Here is an 18,188-nt window from a genome sequence, read left to right on the forward strand (position 1 = left end):
CGACAGCGAAGACGCCCGGCTCGCGGCGCTGGCACCATGGATCCACCAGTACAACCACCACCGGCCCCACTCAGCCATCGGCAGAGTCGCGCCCATCACCCGGTTGGACAACCTGGCTGGTCATCACACCTAGTCGTCGTCACCAGCATCAAACCGCTGCGCCCCGGTAGCGCGACTCGGTCCCCGCGCTCGCGCGCGCTGCGCTACGAGAGCTGGCATCTGCTGCACCTGTACGCCTACCTCGGCGTGGGTCTGGCCCTACCGCACCAGCTGTGGACGGGCCGCGACTTCCTCGCCTCGCCCGTCGCGACGACGTTCTGGTGGGCCCTGTACGCGGCGGTGGCGCTCACCGTCATCGTGTTCCGCGTGCTGCTACCGCTCGCGCGCACCCAGCGCGCCGGCCTGCGCGTGACGAACGTCGAGGAGATCGCGCCCGGCGTTGTCAACGTGAGCGCCGTGGGGCGTGCCACGGCCGCACTCGACGCGCGCGCCGGCCAGTTCCTGCAGTGGCGCTTCGGCGGGCCGGGCGTGACGCGCGCGAACCCGTACTCGCTGTCCGCCGCGCCTCGCGTGAGGGACGACGGGCAGGTCGAGCTACGCTTCACCGCCGCGATGATCGGCGACGGCTCACGCCGCCTGTCGACGCTGACGCCGGGGACGCGCGTCCTCCTCGAAGGACCGTACGGTCGCATGCACGCAGGTGCGGCTCGCACCCGGGCGTCGCTGCTCATCGGCGCCGGAATCGGCATCACGCCGCTACGCGCCCTGCTCGACGAACTGCCGAGCGACCCCGCGACGGGGCGGCTCGACGCGACCGTCATCCACCGTCACAGCACCGACGACGACCTCGTGCTCGACGACGAGATCGAGGCCATCACCGCCGCGCGCGGTGGCCAGTACATCGTGCTGCGCGGCCACCGCATCCCCGGCCGTGAGAGCTGGCTGCCCGAGGATCACCGTCACCTCAGCGACGCCGACGCCCTCTTGCTCGCCTGCCCGGACGTGCGCGAACGCGACGTCTACGTCTGCGGCGGGGCCGGGTGGATGCGCGCGGTCGAGCGGGCGCTGCGCGAGATCGGCGTGCCGCGCGAGCAGATCCACGTCGAGCACTTCACCTACTGAACCTACTGACTTACTGAGCGAGGACGATCATGAAACGCATCACCTGGTGGGCCATGAGCACGCTGACGCTGCTGGTGCTGCTGTTCAGCTACCGCACGTCGACCGAGGCAGTCGCAGCCGGCGGGGCTGGGGCGTCGAACACCGTTGCGATGCAGCAGAACACCACGACGGGCCAGAGCGAGGCGGGATCGACGCAGACGACGACATCGGGGTCCGGCACCGGTTCGGGTTCGACGCCCGCGGCCTCGGCTTCCACGTCCGGCTCGGCGAAGTCCGCGACCTACACGGGCACGAGCGTCGATACGCGTTGGGGGCCGGTGCAGGTGCGCATCACCGTCGCGAACGGAAAGGTCACCTCGTCGGAGGCCATCGTCTACCCGAGCGAGAACTCGCGCGATCAGGAGATCAACTCCGTGGCCATCCCGACGCTCAACTCCGAGGCGACGGGCACGACGACGAGCTCGATCGACATGGTCTCCGGCGCGACGTACACCTCGACGGGCTACATCCAGAGCCTGCAGTCGGCGCTCGACCAGGCCCACATCTGAGCCCGCGATGATGACGACCGCTTCGACGCGAGAAGAGATCATGATGCCCACCACCCCGGAACCGCCGTGGCGCACCCGAGCGTTCGTCGAACACACGATGGGCATGGCCGTCTCGCTCCATATTCGCGTCGCACACGACGAGTTCGACTCACGCACAGACGAACTGGCCGACGCAGCCCACCGCGCCTTCGCCGCCCTGCACCGCGCCGACGACGTGTTCTCGACCTACCGCGCCGACAGCGACCTCATGCGTATTCGCCGCGGTGAGCTCGACGAGACCGAGGCGGACCCCTGGTACGCAGACGTTCGCGCGTTGTGCGAGGAAGCCGCGACCGTCACGAATGGCCTGTTCACGACCGACCTCGTCGGTCCCGACGGCAGCCGCGGGTACGACCCGACGGGCCTCGTCAAGGGTTTCGCCGTCGAGCGTGCCGCCGACGTCCTGCGCGCCGTCCCCGGAATCGTGTTCTGCCTCAACGCCGGCGGTGACCTGACGTGCGACGCGGGGGCGGGCGCGAGTGCAAGCATCGAACGCGTGTGGCGCGTCGGCATCAGCGATCCGCGCGACGCGGCGAGCGTCGTCGCGACGATCGAGCTGACGCAGGGCGCGCTGGCGACATCAGGCACCGCGCAGCGCGGCGCCCACATCGTCGATCCGAGGACGAATGTGGACGAAAATCGCAGAAGAGGACAGGAATCGCCGATGGGGCACGGGTGCGGGTGTGCGAGCGTCACCGTCGTCGGGCCGGATCTGGTCTGGGCCGACGTGTGGGCCACCGCCTGCTTCCTCGAACCCGACGCCCTCGCCTTCAGTCGCATGGCCGCCAGCTACCGCGTCGCGCACCTGCAGGCCTGACACCTCCGCGATTCTCGTCCACCTTTACTGCAGGTAAACAGTTGGGCCACTGGCAGTAAAGGTGGCCGCAAATCGCTGACGTGGACAAGAATCGCCGTCGGGCACGGGCCAGGTGGCCGCGAGTTCTCGGGCGCTGCGACGTCGGGCGGCGACGTCAAACGGCGGGGCTGCGGTGGCGCAGCGACGGGGCGAGGAGCCTTTCGCGGACGCTCGGTGCCTCCGGCGGCTCTAGGATCGCCGGGTGAGCTCGCCCATCCCGTCCGACCCGTCGCAGCAGACGACGCATGCGCGCGACGTCGCGCCGAGCGTCTCGCAAGGGGCCGCGCCGAGGAGCGCGCAAGGTGCCGCGTCCCCCGCTGACGACCGCATGACGCCCGCGCAGACGCGTCAGTTGCTCGTCTATCTCGCGGCTGCTCACATGGCCGCCGGAGCGGGGGCGCACGAGGCGGAGGAGGACGTCGTGCGCGCCGCCCGCGCCATCGGGCTGCCCGGCGTGCAGATGCAGGCCAACCCGAACGGCGTGACGCTGGGGCTCGGCCATGGTGAGCCGGCGACGTTCGAGTTCGTCGAGGGTTCGTTGCGACTCGATCAGACGGCGCGTGTCGCCGCGATCCAGCACGGTCTGGAGATGGGGTCGCTGACGCCTGCGGACGCCCTCGCCACGCTGCGCGGCCTGAGGAGGCAACGCGCCCGCTTTCCCGTCGTCGGCATGTACCTCGGCGGCTTCGTCGTCGCAGCGGGCATCGCCGGGATCCTCCAACCGACCTGGCCGAGCGTGCTGTTCGCGGCCCTGGCGAGCCCCGTCACCGTCGCCCTGATCCGCCTGACGGGCCGTCGTCTCGTCCCGGCGGCACTGCTGCCGCTGTTCGCCGGGTTCATCGTCGCGGCCGCCGCGTTCGCCGCCTTCGACGCCGGTCTCGTCGCCAGTCCGCTGCGCACGATGCTGCCACCCGTCGCGGTGCTGCTGCCGGGCGCCCTCATCGTCACGGGCCTCAGCGAACTCGTCGCCGGCGCCATGGTCAGCGGCGCCGCTCGCCTCGCGCACGGCACGGCGCAACTCGTCATGTTCGCCGCAGGCGTCGCCGGCGCGAGCCTGCTGACGCACGCGCCGAGCAGCGCCTTCGTCAACACCCGCGTCGACGAGCTGGGCCCGCTCGCCGGGTTCATCGGCCTCGGGGCGGTGACGATCGGCATCTGCCTCATGGAGTCGGTGCCGCGGCGCCTCGCACCCTGGGTGCTCGCCGTGACGACGCTGACGTACGCGACGCAGTGGTCGATCCAGAACTGGCTCGCCTACCCCGCCTGGGCCGGCGCGTGCGCGGGCGCCTTCATCGCCGCCTTCAGCGCATGGGTGATGGCGCTCGCCCGCCCGACGCTGCCGCGCATGGTGTTGTTCCTGCCGAGTTTCTGGCTGCTCGTGCCCGGCTCGCTGGGGCTCGTCAGCGTCACGCAGCTCGCCATCGACCCTCACGAGTCGTGGAAGACGGCGACGAATGCCTCCGGCGCCATCATCGGGATCGCTCTCGGGCTCGTGTTCGGCACGAGCGCCGCGCGCGGGCTGCGCGTCACGATCCGACGCACCCGCCGCCGCCGTCCCAACCGGCCCGCCTGATCTACGCTGGAGCGATGACGTCGTCCCCGCGCCTGCGCGCCTTTCTCCTCGCCCTGTGCGGTGTCGCACTGGGCATCGCACTCGCGCGCCTGTCGGGCGGTTCCCTCGCCGTCGTGCTCGCGATCGTCGTCGGCGTCGCGTGCTTCATCGTCATGCAGATGCGGCGCCGGGGCTGACAGCCCTGCCCAGCGCAAGCTATCCGGCACCAATCTGACCGAATCGGTGGCGCCGGACGCGCCGTTGCAGGGAAAATGAAGGAACGCGTGTCTGCCGACGCGCTGACGTTCGACGTCGACGCCCGTCGACCTCGCCGAGAGTCCACGCTGAAAGGTCTGGCATGAGCACCTCACCCACGGAGCGTCGCGACGACGACTTCACGTTCCCGACCGCCGCCTGGGTCGCCATCGACGTCACGGCCCTCGGCGTGCTCATCCTGCTGCTGTGGATCTTCCAGCCCGAGAAGGGTCTGCTGCCCGAGCCGAGCTGGCTGATCGACCCCCTCGCCGGCTGGCTGCTCGGCAACGTCCTCGGGTTCGCGGCATACAAGACATTCCTCAAGCTGCCGCCGGCCGGCATGGCGGCGATCTGCCTCGTGCTGGTCGCCCTCTCGCCCGTCATCTTCCTCAAGTACCCGGCCATGGGTGCGTTCTTCTCCGCGCTGGCCATCGGCATCGGCGCGGGTTCGATCATCCACCGAACGCTGATCGAGCGCGGCACGCACTGACGCGTCTCGACCTCAACGTCGAGCGCAACACCGCAGCCCCCGTCGACGAGACGGGGGCTGCGGTGTTTCACGTGAAACACGCCGCAGTGTCAGCCCTGCGCGCTCCATGCGGCCCCCGACACGACGGAAAGTGCGGGCCCCGCCAAGCACGCTGCTCACATTGCCCGGCGGCCGGGTGCGGGCCGGACGGGCCGGTACGCACGAACCGCCCGGAATCACGAGGATTCTCGGGCGGTTCGTCGATCACGCGTCAGATCGCACGGCGTCCCGGTGTCACGGCATCCCGGCGATGGAACCACAGTTCGACGTCGCGGGCTTGCCCGCGAGACGGTCGACGACCCAGTCGCGCGCGGCCGATTGGTCGGTGATGTACGGGGCGAGGTGGTTGAGAATCGACTTGGTGCCCGTGCTCGGGTTGCTCAGCGGCGCGTACGTGACGTTGGAGCCCTTGCCGCACCAGTCGACTGCGAGCTGGCGGGCTTGACTGTGCGTGACGAGGTCGTCGGCGTTCGCCGTCGCCACGCGCACGGCAGCCGTCGGCTTGAGGCGGCCGATGCGCTGGGCGTCGATGAATTCGGAGAGCGCCGGTTCGCGCGCGACGATCTGCGCGAGCGATTCGCCCGTCTTCGTGTACTGCGACGTCTTCTTGCCACCGAACGCGAGGACGGTGTCGGCGGTGCACTGCCCGCTCGTCTTCGCGAGCATCGCCTTGCCGTTGCCGTTGAAGTTGTCGTCGACGATCTGTTGCAGCGCCGGGTACTCGCTGAAGGCGCCGTTGATGATGTATCCGATGACGCCGGCGATCGGACTGCCGTCGACGCCGGAGAGCACCGAGTTGAGGTCGGCGGGTGGCGCGCCGACGTAGGCGGCTGCGACGTTCAGCTCCGGCGCGTACGCGGGAGCGGCTTCGACGGCCGCGCCGGAAGCGCCGCCACCCTGGGAGTAGCCGTACGTCGCGACCTTCGAGTCGGCCGTGACGCTCGCGCCGGGCACCTTGCTCGCGACGCGCGCCGCGTCGAGCACCGCGTGGGCCTGGTCGGCACGGTTCATGTAGCTGTGGACGCGGTCGTTCATGCCAAGGCCGACGTAGTCGGTGACGACGACGGCGACGCCCTTCGACAGCAGTTTGTTCATCGCGGTCGTCTCGTAGTTGACACCGATCGAGCCGGGAACCTCGAGGTTGAGCGCGGAGGTGAGCATCTTCGACGGCGCGCACTGGTCGCCCTGGCCGATCGTGCCGACGGAGAAGCTGACGACGGGACGCGGGCCCGGGCCTGCCCACTTCGCCCACGGCTCGATGTAGGCGCCGGTGACGGCGGTCGGCTTGTCGTTCGTGTCGCGCGTCGAGTACATGATGCGCGTCGTCTTGCCATACACGCCGAGGCCGGTGAAGAACGGCTCACTCTTGATGAGGGTGCCGGGGGTGGCCGGGACGCTGGCGGGCGCGGTGTAGAAGGTGGCGGTGCTGGCCTGGGCGGCGGGCGCTGCAGCCATCGTCGTGACGCAGGCGGTGGAGGTGGCGGCATACGTGAGAGCGACGGCGGCGAGACGGTTTCGGCGCATGGGGGTTCCTTCGGGGGGAGAGTTTCCGGGGACCGGCATGAAGCAGCCACGCGATGTGACCCAACGCACAGTAACCCTCCCGCGGGGGCGGTTGGGGAACGGCGATCCGAAAAGTTACGCGAGCGTAATCGGGTGAGAGATCGCGATCTTCCCGTCACGACGGGTGGCCCGACGGGTCGAAAACCCCTCCCAGGGCGGCTGGTCTGGGGTTTCCAAAACCGACGCCGCTGCATGCCCCATCAAGACTCCGAGCAGCCCGAGCAAGCCCCGCCGCCCCGTCAGGCGCCGAACGCTGATTGCGGTTGACGTTCCTGCGGTGGCACCTCGGCTTCGTTGCCGGCGCCTCGTTCGAGAACGCGCGCGATGTCGCGGGCGAGCTGAACCGTGGCGTCGATCTCGACGCGGCGCGTCGACACGCTCTCGACGTTGAAGCCGAACGGCACGTCGAGGTAGCGACAGAAACGGGCGAGTTCGTGCGCGGCGGCGAGGCAGTGCTCGTAGGACGCCTCGAGGGTGTCGTGGCTGCGGCGCAGTTCGTTGCCGACCCAGCGGGGCACGTCGACGCCGAGCCATTCGAGGAAGTCGAGGGTCTTCTCCGAGCCACACAGCGACAGCGTGAAGATGAGGCGCGCCGGTCGGATGCCCCGCTCGGCGCAGGCGTAGGCGTAGTCGCTGATCGTGTTCTTCGCCTCGCCGGTGTCATAGACGACCTGGCTGACGAAGAACGCCGCACCCGACTCCTGTTTGCGCAGCAGCCGTTCGTGCTCGGCGGTCGTGCGTGCGTGGCGTTCGGGGATGACGACCCCGCCGAGCGTCACGTGCTCGTGCTCGGCGGCGAGGTCGACGGCGCGCGACAGGCTCGTCCGCACCGGCTTGTCGGACGAACTAGCGCCGACGAAGACGGTCGCGTCACCCTGGCGGCGTGAGGTGAGGAAGTCGCGCAGCTGCGCCTCGTCGTACTTGCCGACGCAGCGGTAGACGATCGCGTTCCCGTCCCACCCGGCGAGCGGGCCGGCGAGGAAGTCGGCCGGGTCCATCGTCTCGAGGTAGGGGAACGGCCGGTCGTCATCGGTGCGATCCGACTCGTCGTCGAGGTCGTAGAGGATGAGCGCGTCGACATCGAGGCCGTCGAGACGCGTGAGGGTCGCGTCGGCGATCTCCTGCGCACGTTCGGCGCTCGTCGTCGCGCGCGGCGGCGTCATGGCGAACAGCAGCAGTTCACGTTCGTCGGTGACGAGGTCGGCGAAGGTGCGTTCGGCATGGGCGCTCATGACGATCGAGGCTAGGCCCGCACCTCATGAACCCCCGATTCGCGCGCCGACCCGTGAGACGAGCAGCCGTCTGCCGCGGACCGAAAGCAGCGGATCATGACCCGGAAACGCGTCACGGATGACGCGCTTCCGGGCGATGACGGCGGCTCTGAGGGGTGCCGCGGGGCTCCGCACGGCCGGGGCAACGTCAGGCTTGGGCGAGGACGTCGATCGTCGCGGTCGCGGGATCCCACCACCGCAGACGGTCGGCAACGAGGACGTCAGGCGCCGGCTCACCACCGCGGGCGTCGACGGCGGCCATGGCCTCCCCGAGTCGATCGCGCGGGATGCGCCGACCGAGCGTCACGTGCGGCGTCCACACCGGGTGGCGGACGAGCGGTGACGCCTGACGCAGCGCCGCCACCTCATCGGCGACGACACGGGGCGGCTCGGCGAGGTGCGCGAGCGTCACCCGTGAGCCCGCGCCGAACGCGATGAGGCCGCGCACGTCGAGACGGATCGGCAACGCGGCGGCGAAGAAGTCGCGGGCGCGTGCGATCACGTCGTCGGGAATCGCCGATGCGACGACGAGCGACAGGTGCGGCGCGTTCGTCATGCCACGGTGGTCGAGTTGTGACGGCAGGCCGAAGAATCGCAGCGCCCGCCACTGTTCCTCGACGGCGGTGGCGCTGCGCTCGTCGAAACTCAACTCGAGCGCACAGTCGGCCATGACTTGACGCTACCGAGGTCAGAGGATGAAGAACCACCCCTAGGTGCTCGGTTGAGCCCCAGGGGTGGTTTCCATGCGGATGCTCCGGCCGTCGTCAGGCCGCCGCGCGGCGTCCGTCAGGCCAGCGCGTCGCCGTCGCCGGAATGGTCGGCGGTGTCGTGACGCTCGCGGCGGTCGCGCCGCAGGGGAAGCTCGGCGGTGCGGTCGCCGCCGTCGCCGCGGCCGTCGACGTCATCGTTCGAGGCGGTCTCAGACGCCCGCTCCCGCGACTCGCGCTCGTAGCCGGGCCCCCGCCCGCCCTCCTGCCTGTGCGGCGGGTGGTGGCCGAGTTGATGCTCGACGAACTCGCCGACGGCGCCGACGCCGTCGTCGTCACTCGCGTCGACGCCGCCCGGGGCGAAGCGGTAGGTGTTGTTGCCGATCATGAACAGGATCCACAGGCCGATGACGCCCCAGACCGCCACGACCCACAGGGGGCGGGTGAGGTCGACGCCGCCGAAGTAGGCGATCGAGCGCACGGCGTCGACCCCCGCGCCGTTCGGCAGGTACGGGCCGACCGAGCGCCACGGCTCGGGCAGCACGTCGTAGGCGAACGCACCGCCGGCGGAGGGGTTGCCGAGGATGACGAACAGCAGGATCGCGAGGCCCACGCCGAGCGAACCGAATGCCGACGTCAGGCCGAACGTGAACGTGCTGACGGCGAAGACGAGCGCCATGCCCATGGCGGAGATCTTCCAGAACGGGCCGGGCAGCGCGTCGAGCATGTGCTGCGCCACCAGGGTGCCGACGATGCCCGAGAGCACCGCGTACCCGGCGAACAGCAGCAGACGCATGCGCGCCCCGACGGCGGTGTGCGAGCGGTTGCCGACGACGGTCGTCATCGACGCGGGAAGCAGGTAGGCGCCGACCATCCAGGCGAGGACGAGATAGAACGCGGCGGTTCCGCGGGCGTCGTCGGGCGCAGCCTTGACGACGTCATGCGTGACGAGGCCGCGCTTCGCGTTCTGTGACGTCTTCGTCGCGACGGTCTGCGCCACCTGAGCGCGCGAGGCGCCTTGAGCCGAGGCGTAGTAGAGCGTGTCCTTCGGGTTCTTCTCCGTCTTGCTCGGGTTGAAGACGTAGACGCCGACGGCCTCGTCCTTCTTCACCTGCTCGATGGCGGCCTTCTCGTCGGTGCTGATCGTCGCGAGCACGGGCTGACCGTCGATGGCGTTGAGCTTGTTCGCGATGTAGCCGGCGTTGCCCTCGGTGTGGCTGACGACGATGAACGGCGCCTTCTTCGCCTCCGGCTTGCCGAAGGCACCCATGTACGAAAGCCCCATGAGGCCCTGCACGATCACGCACATGAGCGCGAGCACGATGAGGCGGGGGGCGAACTGACGGATCTGCTCGCGAGCGGTGGTCTGTGCAGGAGCAGACTCGTCGAGACGCTGCGCCATGGGCTTCCTCCGAAGGACGGGATGCGGGCGGTTTCGTGGGGGCCGGCCGCTCGCGTCGCGGCAAGCTGCCGGGCCGTGGTTCAACCGTACTTCCCCAGGCCCCATCCGGTCACACTACACCTGTAGTAACGCCTGGAGGAAATCGCAGGACCCAGACAGATTTCGCCTGGCACTCACACCGTGCGGCTCGCCACACCAGGACGAGACCGCTTTCATTCCTCGGCCTCGCCGCCCGCCTCAGCGGGCGGCGAGGAGCGCCGTCACCAGCTGCGCGGGATGTTGCGCAGGTTGGAGCGGCCCATCGCGACGGCTTCGCCGGCACCGCCGTTGAGCACGATGCGCGACATGGCCGTCGCGAACCCGAACACCTGGTCGCTCGTGATCTTCGGCGGGATCGACAGCGCCATCGGGTCGGTGACGATGTCGACGAGGCTCGGGCCCTTGTGCGAGAGCGCCTCGGCGTACGCCTTCTCGAGGTCCTTCGGGTTCTCGACGCGGATGGCGTGCCACCCCATCGCCTGAGCGATGGCGGCGTAGTTGACCTCGGGTACGTCAACGCCGAAGTCGGGCAGCTTGTCGACGAGCATCTCGAGCTTGACCATGCCGAGCGTCGAGTTGTTGAACACGGTGAGCGTCAGCGGCAGGTCGTAGGCGCGTGCCGTCAGCATGTCGCCCATGAGCATCGACAGGCCGCCGTCACCGCACATCGCGACGACCTGGCGGTCGGGGTGCGCGAACTGGGCGCCGATGGCCTGCGGCAGCGCGTTGGCCATCGAGCCGTGCAGCATCGAGCCGATGAGGCGGCTGCGGCCCGTCGGCTGGATGTAGCGCGCGGACCACACGTTGCACATGCCCGTGTCGGCGGTGACGATCGCGTCGTCCGCGAGGGCCTCGTTGAGCAGCGACGCGGCGTACTCGGGGTGGATGGGGGTGTGCTTCTCCACCTTGCGGGTGTAGGCGCCCACTGCCTTGTCCATGAGCTTCTCGTGCTTCTTGAGCGTCTTGTCGAGGAACTTCGAGTTCTTCTTCTCCTCGATGAGCGGCAGCACGGCGTCGAGAGTCGCCTTGACGTCGCCCTGGATCGGCAGGTCGACGGCCGTGCGGCGGCCGAGCACCTCGGCGCGCGCATCGATCTGTACGGTGCGCGTGTCGGGCAGGAACTGGTCGTACGGGAAGTCGGTGCCGACCATGATCATGAGGTCGGCGTCCTCGATGCCCTCGGCGGCGGCGCCGTAGCCGAGCAGGCCCGTCATGCCGACGTCGAACGGGTTGTCGTACTGCACGAAGTCCTTGCCGCGCAGCGAGTGCCCGACGGGCGCCTTGGCCTTGCTCGCGAGCCGCATGAGCTCGTCGTGTGCCCCGGCGGCACCGGCGCCGGCGAAGATGGCGACCTTCTCCGCCGCGTTGATCTCAGCGGCAAGCTTCTCGACGACTCCGGTCGGCGGCACGAGCACGCCCGGCTCGGGCACGGCGACGGGCGTCACGTCCGAGGTGGCGGGCTCGTCGGCGATGTCACCGGGCAGCGTGATGACGGAGACACCCTTGAGCGTGACGGCGTGCTGGATCGCCGCCTGCACGACGCGGGGGCTCTGCACGGGCGTCGAGATGAGCTCGGAGTAGACGCTGCACTCGGTGAAGAGACGGTCGGGGTGCGTCTCCTGGAAGTAGTCCTGCCCGATCTGCGCGCTCGGGATGTGGCTCGCGATGGCGAGCACGGGCGCGCCGGAGCGGTTCGCGTCGTAGAGGCCGTTGATGAGGTGCAGGTTGCCCGGGCCGCAGGAGCCCGCGCAGACGGCGAGTTCGCCCGTCACCTGCGCGTCGGCGGACGCGGCGAAGGCGGCGACCTCCTCGTGGCGCACGTGGATCCAGTCGATGCCGCCCTTCGCGCTGCCGCCGGTGCGGCGCACGGCGTCGACGATGGGGTTGAGGCTGTCTCCGACGATGCCGTAGATGCGGCGCACACCGGCGGCCTGGAGCTGGGAGACGATCTGTTCGGCGAGCTTCATCGAGCTGACTCCTCCGGCGGCACCCGCCGCCTCGTTCGTGAACACGTTTTGATTTCAGTCAAGTACGCGCGGCAGATCCCGTCAACGAGTTTGCGATGTGAACTCTGGCATCCGCCACCGACAACCCCGTCATTCCGCGGTTTTCGACACCTCGCGGCACCCGTCAACGTGACGAAAGAGGCATTCGCAGGCACCCTGCCGACAAGGTGCACGCAACGCGTCACGCCTCGACGATGTTCTGGCCCAGGTATTTTCCGGGCCGCGGGGCGCTCGGCAGCAGGTACACACCGGAGCCGATGGGCGTCGTCCAGGTATTGAGGAGGTCGGCCTCGGCGAGGCGGCGCTGGATCGGCACGAACTGCGCGGCCACGTCGGCGCAGAACGCGACGAAGATCAACCCGCGGTCGCTCGTGCCGTCGGCGCGCGCGTCCTCGTAGTTGTAGGGGCGGCGCAGGATGCGCTCCCCCGTCTTCGCCGGCCGCGCCCGCGGCACGTGGGCCGCCGGGTTGATGACGCTGAGGCCCAGCTCGTCCGTCTTGTCCAGGTCGATCGGGTCGTGCGCTGACGTGCCCGTCAGCGGGGCGCCGTTCGTCAGCCGCCTGCCGATCGCGTTCTCCTGAGAGGTGCGATCGAGCGTCTGCCACACGTCGACGTCCATGCGGATACGGCGGATCACCATACCGGTGACGCCCTCCATCCACGGCGCGTCGGTGGTGGCGGCGTTCCACACGCGGTCGGCCTCGTTGCCGTCGACGTTCGGCTGCTCCTGCCCGTCGAGCTGGCCGAACAGGTTGCGCGTGACACCTGCATCGCTCGGGCGCGCGCCGGCGTGGAAACCGCGCTGCTGCCAGCGCGGCGTCGCGATGCCCTTGAGCGCACTGACGAGTTGCGTCGCCGCGTGGCTCACCCCGACCGGGTTGGCCGCGTCGATCTGGATGACGAGATCCGTCTGATCCCAAGGCTCCTCGAACCGATCGATCGGCATCGTGGGGATCGGCGCGAGCCACGACGGAGCCTTCGCCCGCACGCCGCGCAGCGTGAACACGCGCGGCCCGAGGCCGACGGCGATCGCGACGCCGCCGGCATCGAACGCGAGTTCATGCGCGATGTCGGGCAGCGGCGTCGACCCCGCGACGAAGCGCGACGCGGCGTCGTCGACGACGACGAGCGCACGACGCAGGTCGTCCTTGGTCGCATCGCGCGCGAGGTCGAGGCCGAGCCAGTGCGCGTGCGTGCCAGGCTGCGTCGTCACACCCGACTGACGCGGCGCACCGCTCGGCACGTGCCAGCGCGCCGGATGGGCCGACGCGCTGGCACGCGCGCCCTGAGTGGTCGAGGCATTCGAGGATCCCGAACCTACCGCCCCGGAACCTGGCCCAGCCCCTGGCGCCGACGCTCCCGACCCCGCGCGATCACACGCCGCGAGCGCAACGGCACCGAGGCTCGCGAACGACCCGGCGATCAGTCCCCGCCGCGAGGCCCCGCCCCCATCGGCTATTCCTGTACCCTTCTGCGATTTTCGTCCACCTTCGCGCGCCACCCCGGCCGTCGCCGCCGATGGGCCGGCTGGGCACTGCGGATCCACGCGAGACGGACCATCACCTGAACCCTCCTCGTCCTGACCGCGGCCCGCGCGGGGCACCTCCGTCGAGGCACCCCGCGCATCGTCACGACGCTGACGGCGAAGGCTCACTGGCCGCGACGGCGCCGCGCCATGAGCGCGACTCCGATGCCGACCACCACGACGACACCCGCCACCGCGGCGACGACGCTCCACGCGGCGCTGCCGTCAGCGTCCTCGTGCGCTTCCGCCGCAGGTGACGGAGCGGGCGAGTCGAACGTCGTCGTGGCCGTCGCGCGCGGCGACGACGACGCGGCGCCGACCGAGGACGACGCTGCCGTCGACGGCGCCGCAGTGCTTGCAGTGCCACCCTTCAGCGTGAACGTGTACGACCCGCTGATGGGGTGACCGTCGCTGGAGACGACGCGCCACGTCACGGTGTACGCGCCGTCACCGTGGCCCGCGAACGGGGCGCTGACGGTGCTGCCGTCGACCTTCGGCGTGGCCTTCGACGTCGATCCGTCCGGTGCCTTGACGGAGATCTGGTTGCCGACGGCGAGCGGCTTCTCGGCGAACGTCAGCTCGAGCGATGACGGCGCGCTCTTCACCGTCGCGCCATTCTTCGGCGTCGTGCCGGTCAGTTCGTCGTGGGCGGATGCGGCGGGCGCGAACGCGATCGTCGTGGCGAGCGCGAGGGCGGCATAAATCTTCTTCATCGTGGGAGCCTTTCGGGCCGTCAGGTCAGTGGGAGGGGGTGGTCGACATGCCTGGCATGGTCGAGCCGGCCGAGTGCGAACCCATGCCGCTCGAGTGGGCGTCGCCGGAGTGGGTCGCCTCCGACGAGTGCTGCGCGTGGCCGGAGCCCGCGTACTTCTCCTTCGCACCGTCATAGGCGCGTACGGGGAAGCTGACGTCGGTGTGCGAGCCGTCCTCGAACGTCACGGTCAGCTTCTGCGTCTCGCCTGCCTTGAGCGCGTGCGAGAGATTCATGAACATGAGGTGGCTGCTGCCCGGCTTGAGTTCGAGCGAGCCGCCGGCGGGCACCGTGAAGGACTTCGTCTCCTTCATCTCCATGCCCGTCGCGGTCTTCTGCGTGACGTGCAACTGCACCGGCCCGGCGTCACCGCGAGCGCCGGTGACGACGATGGGCTTCGTCCCGGTGTTCTTCAGCGTGCCGAACGCGGCGCTCATGCCCGAATCGGCGGCCTTCGCCCAGGTGTCTGACGGCCTGATGCGCGACGCCATCGTGGCGTCGGCGCTCGACGTGGCTGACGTCGACGTGGCCGGCGCCGACGATGCGGCGCTCTTGGAGTCGCCCGAGGTGCCTGAATCTTCCGACGAGCAGGCGGTGAGCGCTGCCGGCGCGGCGAGCGTCAGGAGGGCGACGGCCGTCAGACGGCGGGTGCGGCGGGTGGCGGACGTGATGGTGATGCTCATGGTGAGGTCTTTCGTTCTGGGTGCGACGTGGCGTCGCGGCGGCTCTCACGGCCAGGGGCATCGGTGGCGTCGCCGATGGATGCGACGAACGCTGCGGCGATTTCACGGCTGCCGGGCAACGCAGGACGCGCGGGGCGCCCGGGCCGCTCGATGCGCGACGGGGGTGACGCCGACATGGCGCGCGGCCACGGGCGGTTCATGCCGTCGTGCGCTCGTCAGGCCCCCCTGACACCAGGGGGCACCGCACCGGCACGATGCGGACGCTCGGTCGACAGCCGTGAGGCGCATGTCGACAGCCCTGATGGCCAGGCCCGTGAGAGAGGGAAAAGATCCGAGGATCAGTGCGAGAGAACGAAACTCACCGGTGGGGCGCGGCTGGCCCGCGGGGCGTGCAGCGTCACCAGGCGGGGCGCACGAATGTCGTCGAACACCGTGCAGGCCGTCGGAAATTCACCGAACGGCGCGAGCTGAATCTGCGGTACGAGGACGCGGATCGTCCAGGCGAGCGCCCTCTCGCCGTACGCGAGGAGCGCGGCGAACAGCCATGTCATGCCGATATGGCTCGCGGCCATCGTCGCGCTCGTGCCGTCGGCGCTGACGTCGGCGGCGCTCGCGTGGTGCGGCATCGTCATCGAGGCGGGCATGAGCGTCGACATCGCCGCGTGCAGCGCGAGCTGCGCGACTGCCATGACGCCGACGAGCTGCGCGAAACTCCAGCGTCGCCTGCTCACCGCGTGCATGATCGGCGTGCCGATCACCGCCAGGCAGATGAGGAGCAGCACCGGTGCGCGATGCCCGCCACCGGCGACGTGCGCGGCGCCCGCCGAGCACGCCGTCAGGGCAGCGACGAGCAGGCTGCGCACCCAGCGCACTTGCTGTTTCTGCCCGAGCTCCACCCAGTTAGTCTACGAGCAGCACCCAGCGCGCCCGCCCAGCCACGCTGTGAGGCCGGGTACACCGCGTCCTCGGCGAGCGTGCATGCGAGCCGCGAAACCGGTGCTCCTACAAGCCAGGACGAACCGCTGCTCGATGCGCGCAACACGCTCGTCGCCGCGGAGCTGGACATGCGCGTTGTCGCGGTGGCCGATCACGTGATCGATCTTGGACCCGGCGCGGGCGACGCCGGCGGGACCGTGGTTGCAGGTGGTACGCCCGCCTACGTCGCGGACAAGGGCGTCGGTGCTTCCGCGGGCTACCTTGCCGCCGCACTGCAGGCAGCCACCAACGTGACCCCATTGTGACGAGTGTGTCGCTGTGCGATCTGAACATCGCACAGCGACACACTCGACGAGGTCGTAGTCTCAGGCGGGGAGCTTAGAGGCCCAGGACGTCCACCTTCTCGATCGTGGGTTCGCTGAACAGTTTGCCGGCCAGAATCGCGGGTCCCCCGCGATTGGGGGGACACGCCCTAGCTCTGGGCCTCGCCGAGGCGCGCTTCGGGCGTGAGCTCGGCGCGGACACCGCCGCCGGTCGCAGCCTGGGCAAGAGCGCGACCCAGCGCAGGTGCCTGCTTGAACAGATTGTGACCAGCCACAAACAGGACAGAGTCTGCCTCCCACACGGCCACGCCGTCCTCACTCCACGGGAGGTCGGTCACCCAGCAGTGAAGGAAGTCGCGCGGCTCTGGGTGGAGACCGGGCAGCGCCCGTGTGACGTATTCGCGTGCGCGTTCGTCCAGCGATCGAATCGCCGCCGGGTCGATGAAAGTTCCGTCGTCGCGGACGCCGACGGTGTCGCTGAGTCCGACCGAATAGTTTCTGTTACCCGGTAGCGGCGTCGCGTAGACGCCGACTTCGCCGAAGACGCCGCTGCCGTCCTGCAGGCACGCGACTCGTGCCGGGGCGGCGGCTTTCACGTCGAAGGTCAGCCTGACGTGTGCGGCAAGGCGAACCGGCAGCGACAGGCCGACGCTGCGTGCCAGGCGGGCGGTTTCGCGGCCGGCGCACACGACCACCTTGGAGTAGACAGCCCGGTCGGTGACGCTGCGCACCTCGACCGTCCCGTCGGCGCGGGGATCGATGGAGATGACCTCACCGGTGGTGACCGCATCGGCGAGGGCACCCGTGAGTGCCTTGATCGCGGCTCGGGTGCGGATCGCGCCGCCCGACTCGTCGAGCACCGCTGGCCCCGAGTACCCAGCGAGCAGCGGCATCCGCTGGGCGACCTCGGCCGCGTCGATCTCGCGCGCTTCCACGCCGCCGACCTGGTCGAGCACCCGCAGCCGCGCCAGGGCGCTGTCTCCGATCGCCAGGACACCGTCTGATGAGACCAGCTCGACGTCGAAGTGTTCGGCCCACTCATCCCATATGCCGCGGCTTTCGCGCGCGAAGGCGACGAGTCGCGGGTCGTCGTGGGCATGCCGGAAGATCCGCGACTCGCCTGCGGATTGACCCGTCCCGGGCACACCAGCCTCGTACAAGCGCACCGACACGCCCTGCTCCCGCAGCGCGTACGCCGTCGACAGACCGACGATCCCGCCCCCGATCACCGCTACCTCGGGTGAACGCGTCGTGGCAACGCCGTCGTCAGTTCCTGTCATCGCGGTTCCCCGATCTGTTGGTGATTAGCGATAGGCCGCAAGAGAAGGGGTCGCTGTCACAACGTCAGCGGGCTGCGTAAGCCCGAAGTCACCGTGCGCAGCGACCCCTCCTCTCTGGGCCAGTACTCCCGGTTCTCGTCGGGAAGCACGTGATCTCGCGGTCTCTGCGTCTCCGCAGACCGGCCGTGCCACCTGCGTGCCACTCGTACCAAAAGGCTTGTTGCACTCGCCGAAACGGGTCGTGACACAGTACAAATTGTACTCGTCCCAGCTGGCGTCTGCACGTGCCCGTCGCGGATCTATCGCCGTTTCGGGAGGAAGGGCAGGTGCTGCACGTCGGGATCACCGGCGGCGAGGCCATCGACGGTGACCTCGTATCCGACGAGGTCCTGACTCGGCCACGATTCCCCGCTGAACAGCGAACGCACGGCGGCCAGGCGCTGCTCGAACTCGGCTCGGTTGTCGGCGCGGATCTCGAGCGAGTCGGTCTCGTCGGTGGCGCCGATGGGCCTGATCGTGAAGAGCGACTTCGTAATGCTCGATGCGTCCGTCCCGCTACCGATCAGGTCGTATTGGAGGCCGTGTTCTGTCAACGCCGTAGCGACACGGTGACGCACCCGCTGTTCGGCGGCGCCTTCGTCCGTTGCGTCGTCGATGGTCATCGTCTCGACCAGCACGAGAGTGCTGCGGCGCCTGCCGCCGATCGGACGCGCCTCGTATCCGAGGCCGCTCGCAACGCGGAGCGCCTCATCCACGTCATCGAGCGCGACCCGCACGGTGAGGAAGATCGTCGCCATGCTT

The 18,188-nt window shown here is 69.6% G+C and carries 18 protein-coding genes and 1 pseudogene; 8 read left to right on the top strand and 11 right to left on the bottom strand.

Translation table 11 applies throughout. The annotated features are described in order from the left end of the window. From J4Z35_RS09900 to J4Z35_RS09930, 7 genes are all read left to right on the top strand, one after another. Positions 1 to 133: integrase core domain-containing protein (locus J4Z35_RS09900; protein ID WP_208065564.1), on the top strand; the 133-nt coding region annotated here is incomplete at its 5' end. Positions 134 to 246: 113 nt separating this feature from the next. Continuing rightward, positions 247 to 1,122 carry an FAD-binding oxidoreductase gene (locus tag J4Z35_RS09905; RefSeq protein WP_347813545.1) on the top strand — a complete coding sequence of 292 codons (876 nt, stop codon included), beginning with the start codon at positions 247 to 249 and terminating at the stop codon, positions 1,120 to 1,122. A gap of 29 nt (positions 1,123 to 1,151) precedes the next feature. Continuing rightward, positions 1,152 to 1,670, top strand: a complete 519-nt coding sequence (locus J4Z35_RS09910) for an FMN-binding protein (protein ID WP_074040838.1) — start codon at positions 1,152 to 1,154, stop codon at positions 1,668 to 1,670. A gap of 40 nt (positions 1,671 to 1,710) precedes the next feature. Beyond that, positions 1,711 to 2,526 carry an FAD:protein FMN transferase gene (locus J4Z35_RS09915; protein ID WP_083603971.1) on the top strand — a complete coding sequence of 272 codons (816 nt, stop codon included), beginning with the start codon at positions 1,711 to 1,713 and terminating at the stop codon, positions 2,524 to 2,526. A 241-nt stretch (positions 2,527 to 2,767) separates the two neighbouring features. Next, positions 2,768 to 4,138 carry a threonine/serine exporter family protein gene (locus tag J4Z35_RS09920; RefSeq protein WP_208065561.1) on the top strand — a complete coding sequence of 457 codons (1,371 nt, stop codon included), beginning with the start codon at positions 2,768 to 2,770 and terminating at the stop codon, positions 4,136 to 4,138. A gap of 14 nt (positions 4,139 to 4,152) precedes the next feature. Beyond that, positions 4,153 to 4,314, top strand: coding sequence for a hypothetical protein (locus tag J4Z35_RS09925; protein ID WP_156444999.1), 162 nt, complete (start codon positions 4,153 to 4,155; stop codon positions 4,312 to 4,314). Between the two features lie 161 nt (positions 4,315 to 4,475). Next, entirely contained in the window at positions 4,476 to 4,862 is a 387-nt protein-coding gene (locus J4Z35_RS09930; protein ID WP_006945166.1) for a hypothetical protein, read from the top strand. 273 nt (positions 4,863 to 5,135) lie between these two features. Here the strand turns inward: J4Z35_RS09930 and J4Z35_RS09935 are convergent, their stop codons facing one another. The 9 genes from J4Z35_RS09935 to J4Z35_RS09975 all read right to left on the bottom strand — a co-directional run bounded on the left by J4Z35_RS09935 (position 5,136) and on the right by J4Z35_RS09975 (position 15,744). After that, positions 5,136 to 6,425, bottom strand: coding sequence for a lipase family protein (locus J4Z35_RS09935; protein ID WP_143181274.1), 1,290 nt, complete (start codon positions 6,423 to 6,425; stop codon positions 5,136 to 5,138). A 278-nt stretch (positions 6,426 to 6,703) separates the two neighbouring features. Then, positions 6,704 to 7,696 carry a 5,10-methylenetetrahydrofolate reductase gene (locus tag J4Z35_RS09940; RefSeq protein ID WP_074040840.1) on the bottom strand — a complete coding sequence of 331 codons (993 nt, stop codon included), beginning with the start codon at positions 7,694 to 7,696 and terminating at the stop codon, positions 6,704 to 6,706. 187 nt (positions 7,697 to 7,883) lie between these two features. Then, positions 7,884 to 8,405 (bottom strand): 2'-5' RNA ligase family protein, encoded by a 522-nt coding sequence (locus tag J4Z35_RS09945; protein ID WP_074040841.1) that lies wholly within the window; start codon positions 8,403 to 8,405, stop codon positions 7,884 to 7,886. A gap of 116 nt (positions 8,406 to 8,521) precedes the next feature. After that, on the bottom strand, positions 8,522 to 9,844 hold the full coding sequence (locus J4Z35_RS09950) for a hypothetical protein (protein ID WP_074040842.1): 1,323 nt from the start codon (positions 9,842 to 9,844) through the stop codon (positions 8,522 to 8,524). Between the two features lie 260 nt (positions 9,845 to 10,104). Next, a complete protein-coding gene (locus J4Z35_RS09955) occupies positions 10,105 to 11,850 on the bottom strand; it encodes a pyruvate dehydrogenase (RefSeq protein ID WP_074040885.1) in 1,746 nt (581 codons plus the stop codon). A 220-nt stretch (positions 11,851 to 12,070) separates the two neighbouring features. Next, positions 12,071 to 13,102 carry a Dyp-type peroxidase gene (locus tag J4Z35_RS09960; protein ID WP_160126269.1) on the bottom strand — a complete coding sequence of 344 codons (1,032 nt, stop codon included), beginning with the start codon at positions 13,100 to 13,102 and terminating at the stop codon, positions 12,071 to 12,073. 437 nt (positions 13,103 to 13,539) lie between these two features. Beyond that, positions 13,540 to 14,127 carry a copper resistance CopC family protein gene (locus J4Z35_RS09965; protein WP_074040843.1) on the bottom strand — a complete coding sequence of 196 codons (588 nt, stop codon included), beginning with the start codon at positions 14,125 to 14,127 and terminating at the stop codon, positions 13,540 to 13,542. A 25-nt stretch (positions 14,128 to 14,152) separates the two neighbouring features. Then, a complete protein-coding gene (locus J4Z35_RS09970; RefSeq protein ID WP_074040844.1) occupies positions 14,153 to 14,848 on the bottom strand; it encodes a copper chaperone PCu(A)C in 696 nt (231 codons plus the stop codon). Positions 14,849 to 15,186: 338 nt separating this feature from the next. Then, positions 15,187 to 15,744: a hypothetical protein gene (locus J4Z35_RS09975; protein WP_131941892.1), complete on the bottom strand. Its 558-nt coding sequence runs from the start codon at positions 15,742 to 15,744 to the stop codon at positions 15,187 to 15,189. Positions 15,745 to 15,870: 126 nt separating this feature from the next. Between J4Z35_RS09975 and J4Z35_RS09980 the strand changes: the two are divergent. Then, a pseudogene (locus J4Z35_RS09980) lies at positions 15,871 to 16,089 on the top strand (ethanolamine utilization protein); the annotation flags it as partial. Between the two features lie 167 nt (positions 16,090 to 16,256). Here the strand turns inward: J4Z35_RS09980 and J4Z35_RS09985 are convergent. Both J4Z35_RS09985 and J4Z35_RS09990 read right to left on the bottom strand, forming a co-directional pair. After that, complete coding sequence (locus J4Z35_RS09985; protein ID WP_074040846.1) at positions 16,257 to 17,336, bottom strand: FAD-dependent oxidoreductase; 1,080 nt, start codon at positions 17,334 to 17,336, stop codon at positions 16,257 to 16,259. Between the two features lie 350 nt (positions 17,337 to 17,686). Continuing rightward, complete coding sequence (locus J4Z35_RS09990; RefSeq protein ID WP_144767686.1) at positions 17,687 to 18,163, bottom strand: hypothetical protein; 477 nt, start codon at positions 18,161 to 18,163, stop codon at positions 17,687 to 17,689. Between the last annotated feature and the right edge of the window lie 25 nt (positions 18,164 to 18,188).

The organism is Dermacoccus sp. NHGro5, from assembly GCF_017565385.1.
Classification (GTDB): Bacteria; Actinomycetota; Actinomycetes; order Actinomycetales; family Dermatophilaceae; genus Dermacoccus; species Dermacoccus nishinomiyaensis.